The organism is Paenibacillus sp. Paensp38 (assembly GCF_059491915.1).
Genome location: NZ_CP168516.1, coordinates 1,607,976 through 1,627,034, shown reverse-complemented (window position 1 = coordinate 1,627,034; position 19,059 = coordinate 1,607,976). Strand labels below are relative to the sequence as shown.

Genomic DNA, 19,059 nt, shown 5'->3' with positions numbered 1-19,059 from the left:
GGTAACCTTGCCCCCAGGCTTTTATAACTGTTAAACATTACGCCGGCCGCTCTTTTCAGGCTTTCTTTCCTTCCGCCAAATTCAGCATTTCCTGTGCGTGATGCAATGTTTTTTCGGTAATTTCCACACCGCCCAGCATCCGTGCCAATTCTTTGACACGCCCGTCCTCCGTAAGTCCCTCAATTTGAGTCATGGTCCGTCCGTCATGAACATTTTTCTCAATAAGGTACTGATGATCTGCCATACATGCCACCTGTGGCAAATGAGTAATGGAGAACACCTGACAAACGGAAGATAAACGATATAGCTTCTCGGCAATGGATTGAGCTGCACGACCACTCACCCCGGTATCCACCTCGTCAAAAATGAGTACTGGAATTTGATCATGACGCGCAAAAATACTTTTCATCGCCAACATGATACGTGATAGCTCACCGCCTGAAGCGATCTTGCCAAGTGGACGCAATGGCTCACCTGGATTGGGGGAAATAAGAAATTCCGCATTATCAATACCCTGCTTGGTAGGTCTTACCTTCAGACCTTTATACTCATATCCGCGTGGATCTTCAATTGGATCAATGCGCACCTTGAGTGACGTTCTTTCCATCTGCAGGTCTTTTAACTCCTGCTCCACTTGCTCTGCAAGCTCTTCAGCGCAAATTTCACGTGCTTCTGTAAGCTCTTCCGAAATCTCAAGCAAATCGGACAGCAACTCGTCCCGTTTTGCAATAAGCTGCTCCAGCCGCTCATCTTTATTTTCCAGCAGATCGGTTTCCTGCTCAATACGGCTATAGTATTCCAAAATCTGCTCTATACTATCACCATATTTTCGCTGTAATCCGGTAATTTGATTCAAACGTTGTTCCACTTCATGCAGCTTGCCTGGATTAAATTCAATATCCTCACGATAAGAACGTAATTGGAATGCTGCGTCCTCCAACTGGTAAAAAGCAGACTGAATCTGCTCTGCAATGGGCTGAAGGCTTTTGCTGTCATAGTTTTGGACATCGTTCAATCTGGACAACACGTTATTGATCGTATCCAGTCCACCTCTGCCGCTTAAGAGTTCGTATGCTCCTGATATCCCATCCATCATTTTCTCACTATGGGATAGCTTGACCCGTTCTTCTGCCAATAATTCATCTTCTCCCAATTTCAACTCCGCCGCAGCGATCTCTTCTAGTTGAAATCGGTACATATCCAAAAGCTGATAAGCCTTTTGACTGGAGCTTTGCAGTTCTCTTACTTCTTTTTCCGCTTTGACAAAAGCATTGTAACGCTCCCGATAAAGCGTTTTGACCGGACCGATCACCGAATCACCGAACGTATCCAGCAGCGCCAGATGGCGATCTGCACGTAGCAGGCTTTGATGCTCATGCTGCCCGTGTATATTGACGAGTTGTTCACCTACCTCACGCAGCATCGTTAAATTAACCATCTGGCCGTTAATTCGAGAAGAGCTTTTTCCCTGAACCGTAAGTTCACGACGAATTAGCAAATGCTCCTCCGCATTAGCCTTAATCCCTTGTTCCTCAAGTGTATTCCAAACGGGATGTTTTACTGGCAGTTCAAACAAGGCTTCCATCTCTGCTTTATCACAACCGTAACGTACTAAATCAGCAGAGCCCCTACCGCCTGCAATTAGCCCAAGCGCATCGATAATAATGGATTTACCAGCACCTGTTTCCCCGCTCAACACATGAAACCCTTTATAAAAATGAACATCGACGGCCTCTACGACCGCCAAATTCCGTATAGACAAAGTGACCAGCATCGTTCTTTCACCTCTATGATGTACAAATTAAAACGCCTAATATGCGTAGCCATTATAATTAGGAAATGTAGCCCATAAGACGATTCACGATAGCTTCGCTGTTTTCTTCCGATCGGCAAATAATCAAAATGGTGTCATCTCCGCTAATCGTACCCATAATTTCGGACCATTCAATATTGTCCAATAAAGCAGCAATCGAGTTGGCTGTTCCCGGCAGACACTTCATCACAATCAGATTGGTTGTGTAGTCAATATGCAAAAAGTTATCAACCAACGTACGTTTCAGTTTCTGGGCTGGATTGTAGCGCTGATCTGAAGGCATCGAATATTTATATCTGCCATCGTCCATTGGGACCTTGATGAGCAGTAGCTCCTTGATATCACGCGATACGGTCGCCTGTGTGACCTGAAAACCAGCCTTACGCAATGCTTCAACCAGATCATCCTGCGTCTCAATCTCATGTTGTGAAATAATTTCCCTAATTTTAATATGTCGTTGACCCTTCATATAATCCTCCTATGGATTAACCTTCATATTCCTCTTCTTCGAGGTCTTCCACTAATGTAATAAGGCGAATACTTCGCTCGTCCGTATCAACGTACAATACACCCGCGCAACCCGGATAGAGCAATAAATACGGCATGAGCCTGTCCCTTAAATCAGGACCACTCCACTCCATTGGTTTCTTGCGGCGTGACGTTTTGACCATATATGTCGAACCGTTTCGTACAGCCACGTAGTCTATAAACAAACGGCTATACACGGTATGTCCGTTCACTTTAAAAGCAAGCGGTATTTTCATCTTCCCGCCCACTACTTCATATCCTGCTTCTTCGAGTAGGTGTGTGGCAGGTCCTTCGTCCAAGTCCTCGTTAATCGGTATCGTCTTTAGCACAAGCGGCTCTGGCTCCTTCAACCAGGCACGTAGGCTATACAAAGCCCATATTCCTAATATCACCCCGATCACAGCGATGATAACCGTATCATATCTTGTGTCCATGGACCGATCACCTCATGGACATATTCTAGGACAAGATGTAAAATCCCTTTTCCTTTGTACATCTCATTATAGGCGAACGTGAGTTCTATAATCAATCCCTCACACCAAAAAGAGGTTCCCTTAAGTTCACAGAACTCATGGAGAACCCCTGAATGTTACTTACGCGATGGACCATTATTAAAAGTCTGACCTGCTTCCTGAACGGTACGTTCAATCAGTGGTCTGAAATCCATCTTCTCCAACTGCGATTCTGCAGCAGGAAACCCATCCAAACGCCAATGCGCTAAAAATTCAATATTGCCTTCTCCACCTGTAATAGGTGAATAAGCCAAACCTTGCAGCGTAAGTCCAAGCTCATGTGCAAACATCAGAATGGTCTGCAACACTTCTTTATGCGTAGCAGGATCACGGACCACACCGGATTTTCCGACCTTTTCGCGTCCAGCTTCGAATTGCGGCTTGATTAGAGCTACAATATCAGCAGGTTGATGCAACAAGGCAAGCAACGGGGGCAAAATAATACGTAATGAAATAAAGGAAACGTCAATACTAGCAAAATTCGGCACGGAACCATTCAAATCCGCGGGTGTCATATATCTGAAATTCGTTTTCTCCATTACGCATACTCGTTCATCATTACGAAGCGACCAATCCAGCTGGTTATAACCCACATCAATGGCGTATACGTATTCAGCTCCATGCTGAAGCGCACAATCCGTAAAACCTCCAGTGGACGAGCCAATATCCAGCATTGTCCTGCCCTTCATATCCAGCTCAAATTGACGGATGGCCTTCTCCAGCTTCAATCCTCCACGGCTTACATACGGATGCACCGAACCCTTAACTTTAAGCTCGCTGGCGCGTGGTACCTTCATCCCCGCCTTCTCGATCCGTTCGCTGTCCGCCAGCACTAGCCCAGCCATAATCGCAGCTTTAGCTTTTTCACGGCTTTCAAAAAAGCCTTGTTCTACAAGTAATACATCAATGCGTTCCTTCGGAACAGACATGTTAATCTCCCTTTAGGCAGCCAGGCTGCTCTTGTCATACTTTTTATAAACGTCATGGTCTTCACTTCAAGTTACCCTATACAGATTGTCCCATGCCATATGCTGGCTCAGCAGCCCATTTACGCAACTTTAAGCATACATCTTCAATGGTGAGACCTACTTCAGCACGCTGCTCTTTGATGGAGCCATGCTCCACGAACAGATCGGGAATCCCCATTAGGCGCACCTGTGCCTCTTGTATTTCGGCTTTAGCGTAAAATTCCAGTACAGCGCTACCCAAGCTTCCTGCTTCAGAAGCTTCTTCCAATACGATCAGCTTCGTATGCTGACGAGCCAGCTCACGCAACATATCCTCGTCCAAAGGTTTCAGGAAACGAGCATTCACGACGCCCACTTGCAAACCTTCCCGTTTCATCGCCTCCGCAGCCTCTGTCGCCACCTGGAGCATCGGTCCTGATGCAATTACAGCAAAGCCCTCACCCTTACGCAGGAGCTCCCAACTGCCGATGGGAATAGCCTGTAATTCTTTATCCAACGGCACGCCAACCACATTAACACGTGGGTAACGATAAGCAATTGGACCATCTTCATAGTCGAGCGCTGTTTTCATCATATGACGTAGCTCGTTCTCATCCTTTGGCATCATAAGCACAAGATTGGGGATATGACGTAAGAATGCCACATCAAACACGCCATGATGAGTTTCCCCGTCAGCCCCAACAAAACCTGCACGGTCAATCGCGAACATTACGTTCGCATTATGACGACAGATATCATGCACAATCTGGTCATAAGCACGCTGCATAAAAGTGGAGTACACCGCAAACACCGGCTTCATCCCTTCCATTGCCAACGCAGCACACATGGTAGCTGCATGCTGTTCAGCAATGCCGACGTCAATCATACGGCTAGGAAACTCTTTACTAAACGGTACCAAACCTGATCCGCCAGGCATAGCGGGTGTGACCGCAACGATGCGCTCATCCTGCTCAGCCAGCTCAATCAACGTTCGACCGAAAATTTCCGTATACATCGGATTACCTACAGCTTTGAGTACCTGACCCGATTCAATTTTGTAGGGACTGATTCCATGCCATTTGTGTGAATCTGCTTCCGCAGGTTTATAGCCCTTGCCCTTGGTGGTTACGACATGCACCAATACAGGGCCAGTGACATTATCAGCCTGCTGGAAGGTTTCGATTAGCTTCGGCAAATCATGTCCGTCCACTGGACCGAGATACGTAAGTCCCAGCTCTTCAAACAGTACACCAGGCACCATCATATATTTAAGACTGTCCTTGACACGGCCAGCCGATTTGGCAAGTTTACCGCCGATCGCGGGTATTTTTTTCAGCAAAACTTCCAGCTCATCTTTTGCCCGCAAATAATGGCGGTCCGAGCGGATTTTACTCAAATAATTATGCATGGCCCCTACATTAGGTGCTATGGACATTTCGTTGTCATTCAGAATTACCATTAAATTTTTGCGCTCATGTCCGATATGATTCAACGCTTCGAAGGCCATCCCCCCAGTCAGCGCGCCGTCTCCGATCATTGCAATGACTTTATTGTCCTCGCCCTTCAAATCTCGAGCCAAAGCCATTCCCATTGCGGCCGACAGAGAAGTGCTGCTATGACCGGCTTCCCAAACATCATGCTCGCTCTCACTTCTTTTTACAAAACCACAAAGTCCATCACGCTGACGAAGTGTATCAAAACGGTCCATTCGCCCTGTCAATATTTTGTGTACGTAGGCTTGGTGCCCAACGTCATAAATCATCTTGTCCTTCGGACTGTTATAGCAATAATGCAGGGCGATCGTGAGCTCAACCACTCCCAGATTCGATGCCAGATGCCCCCCAGTCACGGACAGCTTCTCAATCAAAAAGCTCCTGATTTCCTCGGCTAGAGAAGCCAACTCCTCAACCGACAGTGATTTCAGATCGCCTGGTTGCTTTATGTGTGGAAGCAGCACGCATATCTCCCCGCTTTCCTTCAAGTTTGTGAGTAAAGTTAACAAGTATTATATCACACTTTTTGACTGTGCTTAAACGCAGACAAGTCAAAACAGCTCTAACGCAACTAATGATCACGCTTCATCAGGTAATCGGCTATCTCCAGCAAACGAGAAGAATCGGGGATACCACTCTCTATTATCACTCTTTTAGCAGATGCGGTGAGTTCCTCTACCTGCTGCAAAGATGCGTCCATACCAATGAAATACGGATAGGTGACCTTCTCTTGTTCAACATCACTTTGCGTTTTCTTACCCATTTTACTCTCATCGCCTATGAGGTCCAGTATATCGTCCTGTATCTGAAAAGCCAGCCCCAAATCTCGTCCAAAGCGTCGAAGCGCCTCTAATTGACCCTTGTCCGCCCCACCAATCCGTCCACCTGCCAAGAGCGAGAAAATAATCAAATCAGCCGTTTTATGAAGATGGATATATTCCAGTTCCTCGATCCCCGTCATTCCTTGCTCGCCTGACATATCGGCGACCTGTCCGCCTACCATGCCCCGCGCGCCACTCATTTCGGACAAATCCTCAACTATGGACAATAGCGAATCAGACGAAACACCGTGACGCCGTCCTGCTTGCACAATACTGTAAAAGGCATGGGTCAACAAAGCATCACCCGCAAGGACGGCAACCGCCTCGCCGTATACCTTATGATTCGTCAGCTTACCTCGCCGATAGTCATCATCATCCATGGCTGGCAAGTCGTCATGAATGAGGGAGTACGTATGTACCATTTCTACCGCACATGCCACTGGCAGCGCAGCTTCCCTGCTTCCACCGAATGCTTCAGCAGCAGCGATCACAAGCAGAGGCCGCAGCCGTTTTCCGCCTGCGGTGAGTGAATAATTCATGGATTCTCGAAGAACATCGGGAATGTCCCAATCGGCCGGGAATTGCTCGGTCAGTGCGGACGAAACCGCATCCGTCGTCCCGGTCAAATATTCCTTGAACGACGGTCTATTCAAGTCCTTCACCGCCGTTTTCATCCAGTCCCCCACCAAAAGGCTTCTTGCGCAAATCTCCATCCTCTTCCACGATCATTTCAATTTTACGTTCAACCTGCTCCAGCTTCTGACTGCAAAGTTGAGACAACTTCATCCCCCGCTGGAACAAATCAATGGCTTGCTCCAGAGGAACGTCTCCATGCTCCAGTTGTCCGACAATTTCTTCAAGAGCAGCCATAGCCGCTTCAAAATTCAATTCCGTTTCATTCGCCACCGTGCTTCGCGTCCTCCTTCATTCCCCATACTTGGCAGTCCAACTGCCCATCACTCACTTTAATCTTGATGGAATCTCCCGGCTGTACGTCTTTGAGCGACTTAATCAGCCGTTTTTCCTGCTCATCGTATACCAAGCTATAGCCTCGGGCCATGACTTTGAGTGGGCTCAGCGCATCCAGTTGACGAATTCCCGTGTGCAACTGCTGCCGTCCCGTTTTCGTAATAGCACGCATCGCAGACTCCAGCTGACGTTGCGCCATATCCGTCTGCTTGCGTGCTGAACGAATTTGTTCACGCGGATTAAACCGTTCTAGTACCTGACGCATACGTGCGTTCTTTTCTGCGTTCAAACGAGAACGGTTACGCGCTGCGCGGATTAGACGCTGATGCTGCATGTCCATTCGCTCTGCATGCTGTAGCATATAGCGGCGTGGGTGCAGCAGGACTGGTGAACGCTGAAGCCTCGCCAAGCGTACACGGCTGGTTTCCAGCCGCTGCCGGAGGGCGTTACGCAACCGTTGCTCCCGCTGGAGCAGCTGATCCCGTAGCTCTGCCTGATTAGGCACGGCCAACTCGGCTGCTGCGGTTGGCGTTGCCGCACGTAAGTCAGCCACAAAATCGGCAATGGTAAAATCCGTTTCGTGTCCAACTGCCGAAATAACCGGAATGATCGATGCGTAAATGGCGCGCGCAACCGCTTCCTCATTAAACGCCCACAGTTCTTCCAATGAGCCACCTCCCCGTCCGACAATCATCACCTGAACCTCTTGCATACGATTCATAACTTCAATTGCCTTGACGATCGAGAGGGCGGCACCTTTTCCTTGTACAAGCACAGGATACAACACAATTCCAGCCTGCGGGTATCGCCGTTGAAGTGTCGTAATAATATCACGCACAGCCGCTCCAGTCGGTGACGTAATCACGCCAATGGTTACTGGATGGGCAGGGAGGCTACGCTTACGAGCAGTATCAAACAGTCCCTCTGCATCCAGCTTTTGCTTGAGCTGCTCGTAAGCTAAATAAAGGCTTCCTATACCATCAGGCTGCATTTGAGTCGCATAAAACTGATATTGTCCATCTCGTTCGTACACGGATACGTTTCCCCGGGCAATAACACGCGTACCTTCTTTCGGTACGAAAGGGAGCCGCTGATTATGGGTTGCAAACATAATCGAACGTATGCGGCTCCCCTCATCCTTGAGCGTAAAGTACATGTGACCACTTGAATGATGCGTAAAATTAGAAATTTCCCCGCGTATCCATACATCAGACAGCACCTGATCCGACTCCAATTTCATCCGGATATAACGATTCAGGTCCTTTATAGAGTAAATACGTTGTTCAGCCACAGGCAGCTGTCCTTATGCCAAACCGTGCGACCGCTTGGCCGCTACGAGCGTATTTTGCATCAGCATCGTAATTGTCATCGGCCCTACTCCGCCGGGAACAGGCGTAATCGGACCAGACACTTGCTTCACGCTCTCAAAATCAACGTCCCCCGCCAGCTTTCCGTTCTCCAGACGGTTCATCCCTACATCTATCACTACCGCTCCGGGCTTCACGAACGAAGCATCAATAAAGTTGGCTTTGCCGATCGCAACGACTAAGATATCTGCTTGTCGACTTAGGTCCGCAATATTCGCTGTACGGGAGTGGCACATCGTAACCGTAGCATCTTCACGCTGCAACAATAAAGACACTGGCTTGCCCACGATATTACTGCGACCAATAACTACCGCATGTTTACCGGCTATCTCCACTCCAGCACGCTTAATTAACTCAATGACTCCAGCAGGAGTACAAGGCAATAGACTATCGTCACCGATGACCAAATTCCCTACGTTCACCGGATGGAATCCATCCACATCCTTCTCCACTGCAATCGCGTCAATGACAGCTTTTTCATGAATATGCTTTGGCAACGGCAGTTGCACCAAAATTCCATGGATGGTACTTTGATGGTTCAGCTTGTTTACCAGTTCCAGTAATGCTTCCTGCGAAGTATCTGCTGCCAACCGATGAACCTCGGAGTAATAGCCGAGATCATGGCATGCCTTTTCCTTGTTTTTAACATACACTTGCGAAGCGGGATCTTCGCCTACCAATACAACAGCCAGTCCGGGTTGAAAGCTGTGCTCTTTCAGACGAATGACCTCTTGCTGAATGCTTGCGCGAATATCCTGAGAGATTTGTTTACCATCAATGATCGGTGCTGACATGTTTTACCACTCTCCAACCTGATTCAGTAGTCTCTACTTAAAAACGTGCTTTCAATTGCTCCAGTTCTTGTATCACTCGTCCCAGTACACCATTAACAAATTTACCGGATTCCTCGGTACCAAAGTGCTTCGACAACTCAATCGCTTCATTAACAGCTACCTTGGCTGGAACATCCTCACGGAAAATCATCTCATATGCCGCAAGCCTTAAAATTTGACGATCTACACGTGAAAGTCTGCTGATCTGCCAGCCTTTAAGATAATCCACCAGCAGCCCATCAATGGCTTCCTTGTGCTCCCACGTACCCCGCACATGCTCCAAGACATACGCTCTTAACACTGCTGCATTTTTAACGACAACTTCCGCTTCGTTTTCCTCAGCGGCTTCCTGAAGCAACATGTCCACGGCTGCTGCCGCATCCACTTCATTCATTTCCATATGGTACATACTCTGTACCGCTAATTCCCTCGCCAGACGTCTTTTCATGCCCTGCCTCCTACGCTTGCCTATATCTATTTTTCATTCTAACCAATTTCCACAAAAAAACCTGTGAACGCATCCTCCAAAACGTTGGGCGCAAAGAAGCTACAGCTCTATTTTGGAGAACACGTATCACAGGGTTCATTTAAAAGGACGCCAACGTTGCGACAACCAATCGCCCCATTCCTTCCAAGGGAGGAATGAACCGAGCGCTGAATCGCTACGTCTTCCTAGCGTATATCCGATGAACACCATCAATGCAAAGAACAACATATTCCAAAAGCCTGCCCACAAATAAATAAAACCGAAAAAAATACCAGCCGTGATCCCCATGATCCGGCCCTTGTAACTTCCCCATATTTCTTTCCAGGGCATCAGGGAAAATCACCTCTATTCCACACGACTCTTAAAGCTGGGTGACTGAGAAACATTAGCGATGTACACCGATACATTGGACACAGGAATTCCTGTAATTTCTTCCACATGATCGTGTACCCCCTTTTGTACCTCGGAGGTTAACACCGGAATGGAGCTTTCCCCGTCTACAACCGCCCGAATCGTAATATCAAGTCCCGAATCCAACACACGAACGCGTGCTTTCAAATCCTGCATCCCGCGAAATCGGGAAGCTGCTTTGAGGCACAGATTTTCAATGGTATCCACTGAAATCTGAATGTCACCGTATTCCGTTCGTTGATCAATAGAATGCTGTACGGTTTGGTTCCGTCGAATAGAGATATAAAAAAAACGAAGACTCAATAACAACAGAACCCCTGCAATAATCAGGCTGGTAAACCACACTACTCGCTCATCCTCAATACTTAAAACATACGGAATGGCCCCGCTCAGGAGGAGGATGGCGAGAATGGAAATAATTCCGATACTTAAGCTGTACAAGAACAGCAGAAGTCTGTCCATAACTTTAGCCACGAAACGCACAGCCTCCTTAAATTAGAGTAAACCCTCGACCCATAAGGGTCGGGGGTTTGTACAAAGTATCGCTCTATTTAACCCGTCCGGCGCCCAGCACTTCCGGCTCTTCTACTTTATCGGCATTTTTGAATTGAACATCATGAATTTGCACGTTCACTTCAACAACGTTAAGACCTGTCATGTTCTCAATCGAACGCTTAACATTATGCTGAATAGCAGCAGCCACCTCAGGCAGACGGTTACCGTACTCAATAATGACGGAGACGTCTACAGCAGCTTCACGCTGTCCGACTTCCACTTTTACACCTTTAGATAAATTTTTGCGGCCTAGCAGTTCGGCAAACCCACCAGCAAATCCGCCACTCATTCCCGCAACGCCCGGTACCTCAACGGTAGCCAGTCCGGCAATGACTTCAATAACTTCTGGGGCAATTTGAATCTCCCCAATTTCTGTACGTTCGAATTCGGTTGGCACTGTGCTCATACCTTCAACACCTTTCGGTCAAAATAAGTTTCATTCCAGCTTTGGATTTCAAAGCAGACATGCTCACTTATTATCCATACTATATCATTTGGCGTTCATTATGACAAACGGAGGAAATATACCGATTAAACTTCGTTTTCCTCCAAAAATTTAATATCAAAATCGCCTTTAATAAAGGTCGGATGCTCTAGCAAGCGCTGATGAAAAGAAATCGTTGTGGGTATGCCCTCAATAGCAAACTCAGTCAAAGCCCGCTTCATTTTGGCAATTGCATCCTGCCGTGTAGGTGCCCACACAATCAGCTTGGCGATCATAGAGTCATAATAAGGAGGAATGCTATAACCTGGATATACTGCACTGTCTACCCGTACCCCAGGACCGCCTGGAGGCAGATAAAATCCGATTTTACCCGGTGCAGGCATAAAATTACGATCCGGATCCTCAGCGTTAATACGGCACTCTATCGCCCAACCATTGATGGTGACTTCTTCCTGCGTAAAGGAAAGCGGATGCCCTTCAGCGACAGAAATCATTTCCTTAATCAGGTCTACACCGGTAATCATTTCTGTTACGGGATGTTCTACCTGAATACGTGTATTCATTTCCATGAAATAGAAATTGTTGTCCGGGCCGAGCAAAAATTCGAGAGTACCTGCACCAGAGTATTGAACGGCCAAAGCTGCACGAACAGCTGCCTGACCCATTTCTTCACGGACATCCTGTGAAAGTACAGGACATGGTGCTTCCTCCAACAACTTCTGACGACGACGCTGCACAGAGCAGTCCCGTTCGCCCAAATGGGCAACATTACCATGCTTGTCCGCTATGATTTGTATTTCCACATGTTTCATACCGGTCAAATATTTTTCTAGGTACACACCCGCATTGCCAAATGCCTTTTGCGCCTCCTGCTGAGCAGTAGTGATTTGCTGAATGAGGTTATCCTCATCTTCGGCGATACGAATACCTTTACCTCCGCCACCTGCTGTGGCCTTGATAATTACCGGATATCCGATATCACGTGCGATGCCGATCGCATCCTGCAAATCCTCAACCAGCCCGTCTGAACCCGGAATAACCGGAACTCCGGCATCCTTCATGGTCTGCTTGGCAACGGCTTTATCTCCCATTTTGTTAATGGCTTCAGGAGAAGGACCAATAAACGTAATATTACACGATTCGCAAATTTCAGCGAAGTCTGCGTTTTCCGCCAAAAATCCGTAACCTGGATGAATGGCATCACATTCAGTCAATGTAGCAACGCTCATCAGATTCGTAAAATTAAGGTAGCTGTCCTTAGATAGCGTCGGTCCGATACAGTAAGCCTCATCTGCGAGACGCACATGTAACGAATCCTTGTCAGCTTCCGAATATACAGCAACTGTCGAAATATTCATTTCGCGGCAAGCGCGAATGATACGAACCGCAATTTCTCCACGATTCGCAATCAATACTTTTTGAAATGTCATGACTTTATCCTCCCTGGGAGCAGTCTTGCCGAACCCTCAAAAGAGGGTGCAAACAAGCTTTTTACTCCGGTTTCACAAGGAACAATGGCTGGCCATATTCGACCAACTGTCCGTTTTCGGCCAAAATTTCCACAATTTCGCCCTTCACTTCAGCTTCCAGCTCGTTCATCAGCTTCATCGCTTCAATGATACATACCGTTGTTTTTTCGCCCACTTTGCTGCCGATACTCACATACGGAGCCGTATCCGGTGATGAAGAACTATAGAAAGTGCCTACCATCGGAGATACGATTTTATGTAGATTGCTTGCATATTCCCTCGGTTCTCCAGCAGTTGTAGATCCAACATCGGACTGTACTTGTGGATTTGGAATAACAGCTTGTGGTGCCACTGCATAAGCAGGTGTTGCCACAGGAGCCTGTACTGTAACGATTTCGCTTTTGCCCGGTTTACGGATCAACAAGCGAGTTCCTTCATTTTCAATTTCAAGCTCATGCACAGACGTTTCATCCACCAGCTTGATCAATTCCTTAATCTCGCTTAATTTAAACATCTCTATTAATCACTCCTTCAGCATTTTGCCGGTTGCTGATAACATTGTTGAAACAGCTTTATGTATTATATCACAATCATTAAAAATAGAAAGAGCCCGGAATAATGCAGAAATCCGGGCTTTTTCGCGTTTTTTGTCTTATTGTGTAACATATTGGACACTGATCTTATCCTGCGTTACATTCAGTTCCTTCATGACTTTGTCGACAATTGTTACCGCTTGCTTAGCATCCAATTTTTCACTCAGAACCACTACTTTGTATTTATCAGCGTCTTCCTCACGGACGACCGCATTGGCGAACTGTTGCTGAAGCTCTTCTTCAATTCCAGTAATTTTAGCCTGCTTATCTTCAAGTACATGTAATTCCTTTTGAGCCTCCGCAGCTTTCTTTGGTGTGCTGTCGTTCATTGCGGTAGTCAGTTCATCATTTTTCTTCTGATTTTCCACGTCCCGTTCCAGCAAATAGTTGTCAATCACAGCTGCTGCTGTAGGTTGGGCAGCTTGATCAGTTGCCACTTGATCCAGTACCTGCTGGTCGGTTTTGGCTGTAGAGGCTGCTTTGTCGTCATTTTGTGCTGTCGCGTCCGTCTTAGTCGCTGTTGTGTTTTGATTGGATGTCGCCGGTTCAGTAGTAGGGGTAGCTGCCGTACCTTTGTCGCCTTTTGAGTTTTCTGTTGCTGGGTCAGTTGTAGAAGCCGTATCCGACTTTGTGGAATTTGCTGATGCTCCATCAGTTACTTCTCCATTCGTCACTACTTCGTTTACCTTCAGTTCGTTCAATTGTTCCTCTGCCTTCGTCGTTGCTTCCTGTGCGGCATCCTGCTTAACCTTGCTCACTTGTTCACTATCGGCTACTGGTGGATTTGCAGGGCTTGAGTCCTCCGTAAACAAATAATACGCAGACAGCACGACCATTAAACTCAGCATGGACACCAGCCAAACGGTTTGTCTTTTATTATTCATGTTCCGTCCTCCATATTCATTAATGGTTTAAAATATAAACTTCTTTGTTCCTGAATTCCAAATTATCCCTGCTTGCGCGGTACGACTGAAATTTTGTAGGAAGGTACATTTAGCCCCTTCTGTACAGCATCGACAATTAGCTGCTTCACTGTAGGGTTTTCTGCCCCCATAGCCACAACAAGCACTCCCCTCACCTGCGGTTTTACTTTTTTTGTCACAATCGGGGTGTGCTGACCACCAGATGATTCATAGGTGACAATTTCGCCATCACGTGTATATTGAGTAGTGTGCCGTTGTCCACCATTGGCGTCCGTCTCATTGTTCTCTTCCTGCATGTCCTTTACATTGCGTTGAACGATAACTTCTTCGGTGGAGTCTACCGTAACCATGACATCAACGGTTCCTACGCCAACAATCTGCTCCAGCATCTGTTTCATATTGTCCTCAAAAACCTTCTCAATCCCGGCAAAAGAACTTTCTTCACCTGTTGTTGTCTCTAACGTAGGCTCATTTTTCATCACGCCAGGCGGCTCACGCCCTACGTTTTCTGGATCAACCTTTTTTACATTAACGAATGAATTAAAGAGCATAATCGCTACACCGATAAGGCCAAGAATAAGCAACCAACGAAATGAATTGAACCTTTTCGCCCCATCCGCCCCTCCACCCAGCCATTGCTCCAGCTTTTTCAGCCATTTGCTCATTTCTGCTCACCTCCTGTTACCATTCATGTGTTCCATCCTGCGAAGAAAGCACCTGAACATTTTTGCTATCTATCCCCCATTTTTCACGTAAAAGTCCTGTAATTAAGCCAAATGCTTTCGTATCTGTTGGCTTTCCGTCCTCAACAGTTTTGTCAGGATTACGATCATTCTCTCGCGTTCCTTCATTAAAATCTGAAGTTTTTGCATGTGTTGGCTCTACACGAATATTCACTGTCTTTTCGGTTACAGGCTCCACCATAATCGGCTTGACATCTGCACCAGGCGAGACGTCTGTGTTTTTCTTTTCTTTTTCTGGCTGCTGTTCTGCCAATTGGACCACTACCGACTGGACACCCGTTCCTGCCTCCAGCCCTGATTCCTCCTGTTGAATCTTTGCAAGGGTAACCTGGACCGACTGAATTGCTAACCCAGTATACTGTTCCAACTGTCCTTTCATTTCCTTAGCTACCTCTTTGCCAGCCCATTGCATGGAGCTTTGTTCTTGCTGTAGCTTTAACTGGCTGCCTTTTGCTAGAATCTCCTCCAATGTCGGTTCCCTCTTGCCTGTCTCAGCCTGACGTTGAAGATCCAATGCTCGCCCTAGAACCTCGGAAGGACTGGTACTCAGTAAGCGCACGACCGGAGACAGCAACGTCAGCAGAATAAGCAGGCTGAGAACGAGTTTGACATACCTCTCCATAGATCGGCTCGGTAAGATCATATCGACAAAAGAAGCCAGCAACACGATTAGCACCAGTTCCTTGAGCCAGCCTGCCAGCCAGGTCACGTCACTCTCCTCCCCCTTGTTGGTTTACGTGCATTGGTTCACCTCATCATGACTGTCATATTGCCTGCTGCGAGCATGACTGTAATTGCAAGGAAGGACATCAATCCCACTGCTGCCAGCGCCGCGAAAACATAAATCATGCTCTTGCCGATCGCATCCAGACATGCCACGATAGGCGTATCACCCAAAGGCTGCATGATCGCTGCTGTCACTTTATAAATGAGCGCCAGCGTCAGAATCTTGAGGGCGGGAAAGGCGCACAGGAACAAAATAATAATGACTCCTACCAGACCAATGGCATTTTTAACGAGCAGCGAAGCCGAAATAACTGTATCTGTCGCATCTGCCAACGCCTTGCCGACCACCGGAACAAAGCTACCTGTAATATATTTGGCTGTACGGATCGTTAATCCGTCAGTAACGGACGATGTCAAGCCTTGTACCGAAATGACTCCTAGAAAAATGGTCAGCAGCACTCCCAGCACTGCTACTCCAGCGTTCCGCAACAGATCGGCTAGCTGGGTCAGCTTGTATTTGCCCGTCAGCGAGTTGACCAAGTACAGCACAGCCGAGAAGAACAGCAGCGGGAAAACCAGCGTATGAATGACTGTTCCGACTGTGTTGATCATAAATACAATCAGCGGGTGGGTCACCGAAACTGTTACGACGTTCCCCATCGAGGCTAGCATAGTAAACAGCAAAGGCAACATTGCCATCATGAAGTGAATCATGCTATCAATCGCTTCTTTGGCATAACCAATCGCTACACTAAAGCTATTAATCGCCAAAATGATAATGACCATGTATACGATAGCGTAGGCCACTTTGCTGACCTGTTTGCTTTCAAAAGCGCTTTGTAGCGTTTCCAGCACCATACTCATAATGCTGAGCATGACGATGGTGACGAGCAACTTGGCATTTACTCGGATTTCATGGATGAAAAAATCAGCTATAGCGCTCAATACACCCTTTATGCTGAACCCTTCACCGCCTGGAAGCAGCATGTCCATGAAGGAAGGCGTTTTCTGATCAGGGAAAAATCCGCCATATTGCTGCATGAGCCCGTCCCAATAATGTTCTACTTCATCTTTGGGCATTTGCTCCGCCTGCTGTCTGATCCATTCGTTTGTCGGTGTATCTGCAAAGAGGAACGCAGCCGAGGCACACCATAGACATAGCAGCAACATTGCAATTACTTTGAGATTCGGCATGCCCCCCAGCCTTTTCATGGCATCACCCCCTCAGGCGGGCATCAGCTTCAGAATGGTATCAATAATAATGCTGATAATTGGGATTGCGAGCACCATAATGAGTACCTTTCCGGTAAGCTCAATTTTGGAAGCAATCCCGTCTTGTCCTGCATCCCGAACGATTTGCGCTCCAAATTCAGCAATATAAGCGATACCGATTATTTTCAAGACGGTTTTAAAATAGATCATGTCCATGCCTGAAGACCGGGCCAGTCGCTCCAGTACAGCAACCACAGATCCGATCTTGCCAATCAGCAGCAAAAAAATGACGATTCCCGCAGCTGTTGCAATCAAAAAGGCAAACATCGGCTTCTGTTCCTTAATGACTAAAATAAGGACTGTGGCAATGAGGGCGAAGCCCACCACCTGAATAATTTCCATGTGTCCACCTACTGAAAAAGAAAGATAGATTTGATCTCTTGCAGAAGGTTATCCAGCATTCGCACCACCATGAACAGGACCACGACGAAGCCGATGACCGTTACCCAGTGCGCCATGTCTTCTTTGCCCATTTGCTTTAATACGGTATGAATCATAGCGATAATAATGCCAATTCCGGCAATTTGGAAAATTGCGTTCACTTCTAAATTCATTCGAGCACCCCGCTAATAGATCAAAATGACGATCAATGCTCCGATCAGCAGTCCCAGGCTCCTGCTCATACGCTCGTACCTCACCTGATCTGCCTGCGCCTGCGCTTCCTCATGGGATAACTGCTGGATGGTCAACGCAATGTGCTTGATCTGGTCTTCACGGTCGCTGGTTCCAAGACTGTAAGCAAGCTGCCGCATCGCTTCCTTCTCGGCTTGCTTCATAGAGGAACGGCTCCACGAGTCTTCAATGGCTTTATGCAAGCTTTCTCTGGCAGTCAGGCCAAAAGAGGGGTGCATCCAGCGTGAGGCTTGCTGAAACAGAGTGCGTAAGGGCTCTCGCAAGGGCTCTCCTGTCTTGGCGAAAGCATCTGGTAGCGGAGACACCCCGTAGGAAACCTCGGTGGTCAATCTTTGCAGCGCAAGAATCAACTCCCTGATTTGCCGCGGCCTCATTGCAAACTGCCTTGCCCGTTGCCAACCTGCCAGCGTAGCGGCCAGTATAACCAAGGCTGCACCCAGCAGCTTAAGCATAGGAGATACCCCCATTCTGCCCTTCTCCAGACAGTGTAAGCCTGCGTTGCTTGGCATCTGCCAGTCGGAATGAGACGCCCCGGCTCGTCCGCTCCAGCATGACGTAGAGTTGAAATAGCTCTTGTCCTGTAGTTAATCCAGCAAAAGCAGACCGGGTCGCCATTTCAGCCACATCGCGACCATGTGCGGAAGCAATGACTGCAATGCCTGCATGGAGCGCTTCGCGCACCGCCTCCGCATCTTCCGGTCGTCCGATTTCATCAACAATGAGGACATCCGGTGACATCGAGCGGATCATCATCATCATGCCTTCTGCTTTCGGACATCCGTCCAATACATCGGTGCGAGGCCCGACATCAAAACCCGGGATACCTTTGTGACTACCAGCGATCTCAGAGCGTTCGTCTATAATGCCTACCTTGAGTCCATTCCGTCGCCCCCCATGGCTTTCCATCCCTCCGTAACTGAGTTGCCGAGCCAAGTCCCTAAGCAGTGTCGTTTTGCCATGCTGAGGAGGGGACAAAATGAGGGTATGCCGGATTTTCCCGGACATTCGATCTGCTACATAAGGCAATATCCGATCAGCTATGCCGGGAATTGCACGCGCAATTCTTACATTAAAGCTGCTTATATCCCTCAAATGCTCCACTCGTCCTCGGTTGAGCACGGTTCTCCCTGCCAAGCCAATACGATGACCGCCAGGGATCGTAATAAACCCTTTACGAAGCTCCTCTTCCATCGTATAGAGGGAATGATTGCTGATAAAATCCAGCAGTCGGTGGGCATCCTCACGGTCAGGCTTATAGGCTTCCACATGGTTCAAAGTCAGCTGACCAGCAGACGTTACAAAATGATGTTCACCGTTTGCATTAATTTCCAACGGCCTTCCTTCCCTGACCCGGATTTCTTCCAGTTGCTCAAATACCGTTTCTGGAAGCCTTCCGAGTATACCGTGCAACGGTTCGGGAAATAACTCCAGCCATTCCATACCGATGCAGCCCCCTCACAGTTGTCCTTTTTCTTTAAGACAAGTCTATGGTTGACTCTCGCTTTTTATGCCGAAAATA

Annotated in this window: 23 protein-coding genes; all 23 read right to left on the bottom strand. The window is 47.6% G+C overall.

Annotation, left to right across the window (positions count from 1 at the left end):
* Positions 1-55: 55 nt before the first annotated feature.
* Positions 56-1,774, bottom strand: coding sequence for a DNA repair protein RecN (gene recN / locus ACEN8J_RS07375; RefSeq protein ID WP_029517269.1), 1,719 nt, complete (start codon positions 1,772-1,774; stop codon positions 56-58).
* A gap of 58 nt (positions 1,775-1,832) precedes the next feature.
* Positions 1,833-2,282, bottom strand: a complete 450-nt coding sequence (ahrC, locus tag ACEN8J_RS07370; RefSeq protein ID WP_013310809.1) for a transcriptional regulator AhrC/ArgR — start codon at positions 2,280-2,282, stop codon at positions 1,833-1,835.
* Positions 2,283-2,298: 16 nt separating this feature from the next.
* The gene (locus ACEN8J_RS07365) at positions 2,299-2,775 is read right to left on the bottom strand and encodes a hypothetical protein (RefSeq protein ID WP_029517268.1); all 477 of its coding nucleotides are present in this window, start codon (positions 2,773-2,775) and stop codon (positions 2,299-2,301) included.
* Between the two features lie 155 nt (positions 2,776-2,930).
* Entirely contained in the window at positions 2,931-3,782 is an 852-nt protein-coding gene (locus tag ACEN8J_RS07360; protein ID WP_029517267.1) for a TlyA family RNA methyltransferase, read from the bottom strand.
* Between the two features lie 76 nt (positions 3,783-3,858).
* The gene (gene dxs, locus ACEN8J_RS07355; protein WP_029517266.1) at positions 3,859-5,757 is read right to left on the bottom strand and encodes a 1-deoxy-D-xylulose-5-phosphate synthase; all 1,899 of its coding nucleotides are present in this window, start codon (positions 5,755-5,757) and stop codon (positions 3,859-3,861) included.
* 107 nt (positions 5,758-5,864) lie between these two features.
* Positions 5,865-6,788: a polyprenyl synthetase family protein gene (locus ACEN8J_RS07350; RefSeq protein WP_069012726.1), complete on the bottom strand. Its 924-nt coding sequence runs from the start codon at positions 6,786-6,788 to the stop codon at positions 5,865-5,867.
* Positions 6,760-7,020 (bottom strand): exodeoxyribonuclease VII small subunit, encoded by a 261-nt coding sequence (xseB, locus tag ACEN8J_RS07345; RefSeq protein ID WP_013310814.1) that lies wholly within the window; start codon positions 7,018-7,020, stop codon positions 6,760-6,762. The genes ACEN8J_RS07350 and xseB overlap by 29 nt, the downstream gene beginning before the upstream one ends.
* Complete coding sequence (gene xseA / locus ACEN8J_RS07340; protein WP_340932519.1) at positions 7,010-8,374, bottom strand: exodeoxyribonuclease VII large subunit; 1,365 nt, start codon at positions 8,372-8,374, stop codon at positions 7,010-7,012. Before xseA ends, xseB begins: the two co-directional genes overlap by 11 nt.
* 12 nt (positions 8,375-8,386) lie before the next feature.
* Complete coding sequence (gene folD / locus ACEN8J_RS07335; RefSeq protein ID WP_340932521.1) at positions 8,387-9,244, bottom strand: bifunctional methylenetetrahydrofolate dehydrogenase/methenyltetrahydrofolate cyclohydrolase FolD; 858 nt, start codon at positions 9,242-9,244, stop codon at positions 8,387-8,389.
* A gap of 37 nt (positions 9,245-9,281) precedes the next feature.
* Positions 9,282-9,731: a transcription antitermination factor NusB gene (gene nusB, locus ACEN8J_RS07330; protein WP_013310817.1), complete on the bottom strand. Its 450-nt coding sequence runs from the start codon at positions 9,729-9,731 to the stop codon at positions 9,282-9,284.
* Between the two features lie 135 nt (positions 9,732-9,866).
* Positions 9,867-10,100, bottom strand: coding sequence for a DUF2273 domain-containing protein (locus ACEN8J_RS07325; RefSeq protein ID WP_023989248.1), 234 nt, complete (start codon positions 10,098-10,100; stop codon positions 9,867-9,869).
* A gap of 15 nt (positions 10,101-10,115) precedes the next feature.
* Positions 10,116-10,655 (bottom strand): alkaline shock response membrane anchor protein AmaP, encoded by a 540-nt coding sequence (gene amaP / locus ACEN8J_RS07320; protein WP_029517260.1) that lies wholly within the window; start codon positions 10,653-10,655, stop codon positions 10,116-10,118.
* A 73-nt stretch (positions 10,656-10,728) separates the two neighbouring features.
* Positions 10,729-11,142 (bottom strand): Asp23/Gls24 family envelope stress response protein, encoded by a 414-nt coding sequence (locus tag ACEN8J_RS07315; RefSeq protein ID WP_029517259.1) that lies wholly within the window; start codon positions 11,140-11,142, stop codon positions 10,729-10,731.
* A 125-nt stretch (positions 11,143-11,267) separates the two neighbouring features.
* Positions 11,268-12,611, bottom strand: a complete 1,344-nt coding sequence (gene accC / locus ACEN8J_RS07310) for an acetyl-CoA carboxylase biotin carboxylase subunit (RefSeq protein ID WP_029517258.1) — start codon at positions 12,609-12,611, stop codon at positions 11,268-11,270.
* Positions 12,612-12,672: 61 nt separating this feature from the next.
* Complete coding sequence (gene accB, locus ACEN8J_RS07305) at positions 12,673-13,164, bottom strand: acetyl-CoA carboxylase biotin carboxyl carrier protein (RefSeq protein ID WP_029517257.1); 492 nt, start codon at positions 13,162-13,164, stop codon at positions 12,673-12,675.
* Between the two features lie 138 nt (positions 13,165-13,302).
* The gene (locus tag ACEN8J_RS07300) at positions 13,303-14,127 is read right to left on the bottom strand and encodes a SpoIIIAH-like family protein (RefSeq protein WP_029517256.1); all 825 of its coding nucleotides are present in this window, start codon (positions 14,125-14,127) and stop codon (positions 13,303-13,305) included.
* A gap of 62 nt (positions 14,128-14,189) precedes the next feature.
* Entirely contained in the window at positions 14,190-14,831 is a 642-nt protein-coding gene (spoIIIAG, locus tag ACEN8J_RS07295; RefSeq protein ID WP_029517255.1) for a stage III sporulation protein AG, read from the bottom strand.
* Positions 14,832-14,847: 16 nt separating this feature from the next.
* Entirely contained in the window at positions 14,848-15,618 is a 771-nt protein-coding gene (gene spoIIIAF / locus ACEN8J_RS07290) for a stage III sporulation protein AF (protein WP_029517254.1), read from the bottom strand.
* Between the two features lie 38 nt (positions 15,619-15,656).
* Positions 15,657-16,847: a stage III sporulation protein AE gene (spoIIIAE, locus tag ACEN8J_RS07285; RefSeq protein ID WP_029517253.1), complete on the bottom strand. Its 1,191-nt coding sequence runs from the start codon at positions 16,845-16,847 to the stop codon at positions 15,657-15,659.
* Positions 16,848-16,859: 12 nt separating this feature from the next.
* Positions 16,860-17,249 carry a stage III sporulation protein AD gene (gene spoIIIAD, locus ACEN8J_RS07280; protein ID WP_013310826.1) on the bottom strand — a complete coding sequence of 130 codons (390 nt, stop codon included), beginning with the start codon at positions 17,247-17,249 and terminating at the stop codon, positions 16,860-16,862.
* An 8-nt stretch (positions 17,250-17,257) separates the two neighbouring features.
* Positions 17,258-17,461 (bottom strand): stage III sporulation protein AC, encoded by a 204-nt coding sequence (gene spoIIIAC, locus ACEN8J_RS07275; protein ID WP_010345636.1) that lies wholly within the window; start codon positions 17,459-17,461, stop codon positions 17,258-17,260.
* Positions 17,462-17,473: 12 nt separating this feature from the next.
* Positions 17,474-17,992 (bottom strand): stage III sporulation protein SpoIIIAB, encoded by a 519-nt coding sequence (spoIIIAB, locus tag ACEN8J_RS07270; RefSeq protein ID WP_029517252.1) that lies wholly within the window; start codon positions 17,990-17,992, stop codon positions 17,474-17,476.
* A complete protein-coding gene (gene spoIIIAA / locus ACEN8J_RS07265; protein ID WP_029517251.1) occupies positions 17,985-18,980 on the bottom strand; it encodes a stage III sporulation protein AA in 996 nt (331 codons plus the stop codon). The genes spoIIIAB and spoIIIAA overlap by 8 nt, the downstream gene beginning before the upstream one ends.
* Between the last annotated feature and the right edge of the window lie 79 nt (positions 18,981-19,059).

Excerpts from the sequence above, each read along its gene's own strand:
- recN (WP_029517269.1), bottom strand. The coding sequence starts at position 1,774 with ATGCTGGTCACTTTGTCTATACGGAATTTGGCGGTCGTAGAGGCCGTC.
- ahrC (WP_013310809.1), bottom strand. The coding sequence starts at position 2,282 with ATGAAGGGTCAACGACATATTAAAATTAGGGAAATTATTTCACAACAT.
- ACEN8J_RS07365 (WP_029517268.1), bottom strand. The coding sequence starts at position 2,775 with ATGGACACAAGATATGATACGGTTATCATCGCTGTGATCGGGGTGATA.
- ACEN8J_RS07360 (WP_029517267.1), bottom strand. The coding sequence starts at position 3,782 with ATGTCTGTTCCGAAGGAACGCATTGATGTATTACTTGTAGAACAAGGC.
- ACEN8J_RS07350 (WP_069012726.1), bottom strand. The coding sequence starts at position 6,788 with ATGAAAACGGCGGTGAAGGACTTGAATAGACCGTCGTTCAAGGAATAT.
- folD (WP_340932521.1), bottom strand. The coding sequence starts at position 9,244 with ATGTCAGCACCGATCATTGATGGTAAACAAATCTCTCAGGATATTCGC.
- nusB (WP_013310817.1), bottom strand. The coding sequence starts at position 9,731 with ATGAAAAGACGTCTGGCGAGGGAATTAGCGGTACAGAGTATGTACCAT.
- ACEN8J_RS07325 (WP_023989248.1), bottom strand. The coding sequence starts at position 10,100 with ATGCCCTGGAAAGAAATATGGGGAAGTTACAAGGGCCGGATCATGGGG.
- ACEN8J_RS07315 (WP_029517259.1), bottom strand. The coding sequence starts at position 11,142 with ATGAGCACAGTGCCAACCGAATTCGAACGTACAGAAATTGGGGAGATT.
- accC (WP_029517258.1), bottom strand. The coding sequence starts at position 12,611 with ATGACATTTCAAAAAGTATTGATTGCGAATCGTGGAGAAATTGCGGTT.
- accB (WP_029517257.1), bottom strand. The coding sequence starts at position 13,164 with ATGTTTAAATTAAGCGAGATTAAGGAATTGATCAAGCTGGTGGATGAA.
- ACEN8J_RS07300 (WP_029517256.1), bottom strand. The coding sequence starts at position 14,127 with ATGAATAATAAAAGACAAACCGTTTGGCTGGTGTCCATGCTGAGTTTA.
- spoIIIAG (WP_029517255.1), bottom strand. The coding sequence starts at position 14,831 with ATGAGCAAATGGCTGAAAAAGCTGGAGCAATGGCTGGGTGGAGGGGCG.
- spoIIIAE (WP_029517253.1), bottom strand. The coding sequence starts at position 16,847 with ATGAAAAGGCTGGGGGGCATGCCGAATCTCAAAGTAATTGCAATGTTG.
- spoIIIAD (WP_013310826.1), bottom strand. The coding sequence starts at position 17,249 with ATGGAAATTATTCAGGTGGTGGGCTTCGCCCTCATTGCCACAGTCCTT.
- spoIIIAC (WP_010345636.1), bottom strand. The coding sequence starts at position 17,461 with ATGAATTTAGAAGTGAACGCAATTTTCCAAATTGCCGGAATTGGCATT.
- spoIIIAB (WP_029517252.1), bottom strand. The coding sequence starts at position 17,992 with ATGCTTAAGCTGCTGGGTGCAGCCTTGGTTATACTGGCCGCTACGCTG.
- spoIIIAA (WP_029517251.1), bottom strand. The coding sequence starts at position 18,980 with ATGGAATGGCTGGAGTTATTTCCCGAACCGTTGCACGGTATACTCGGA.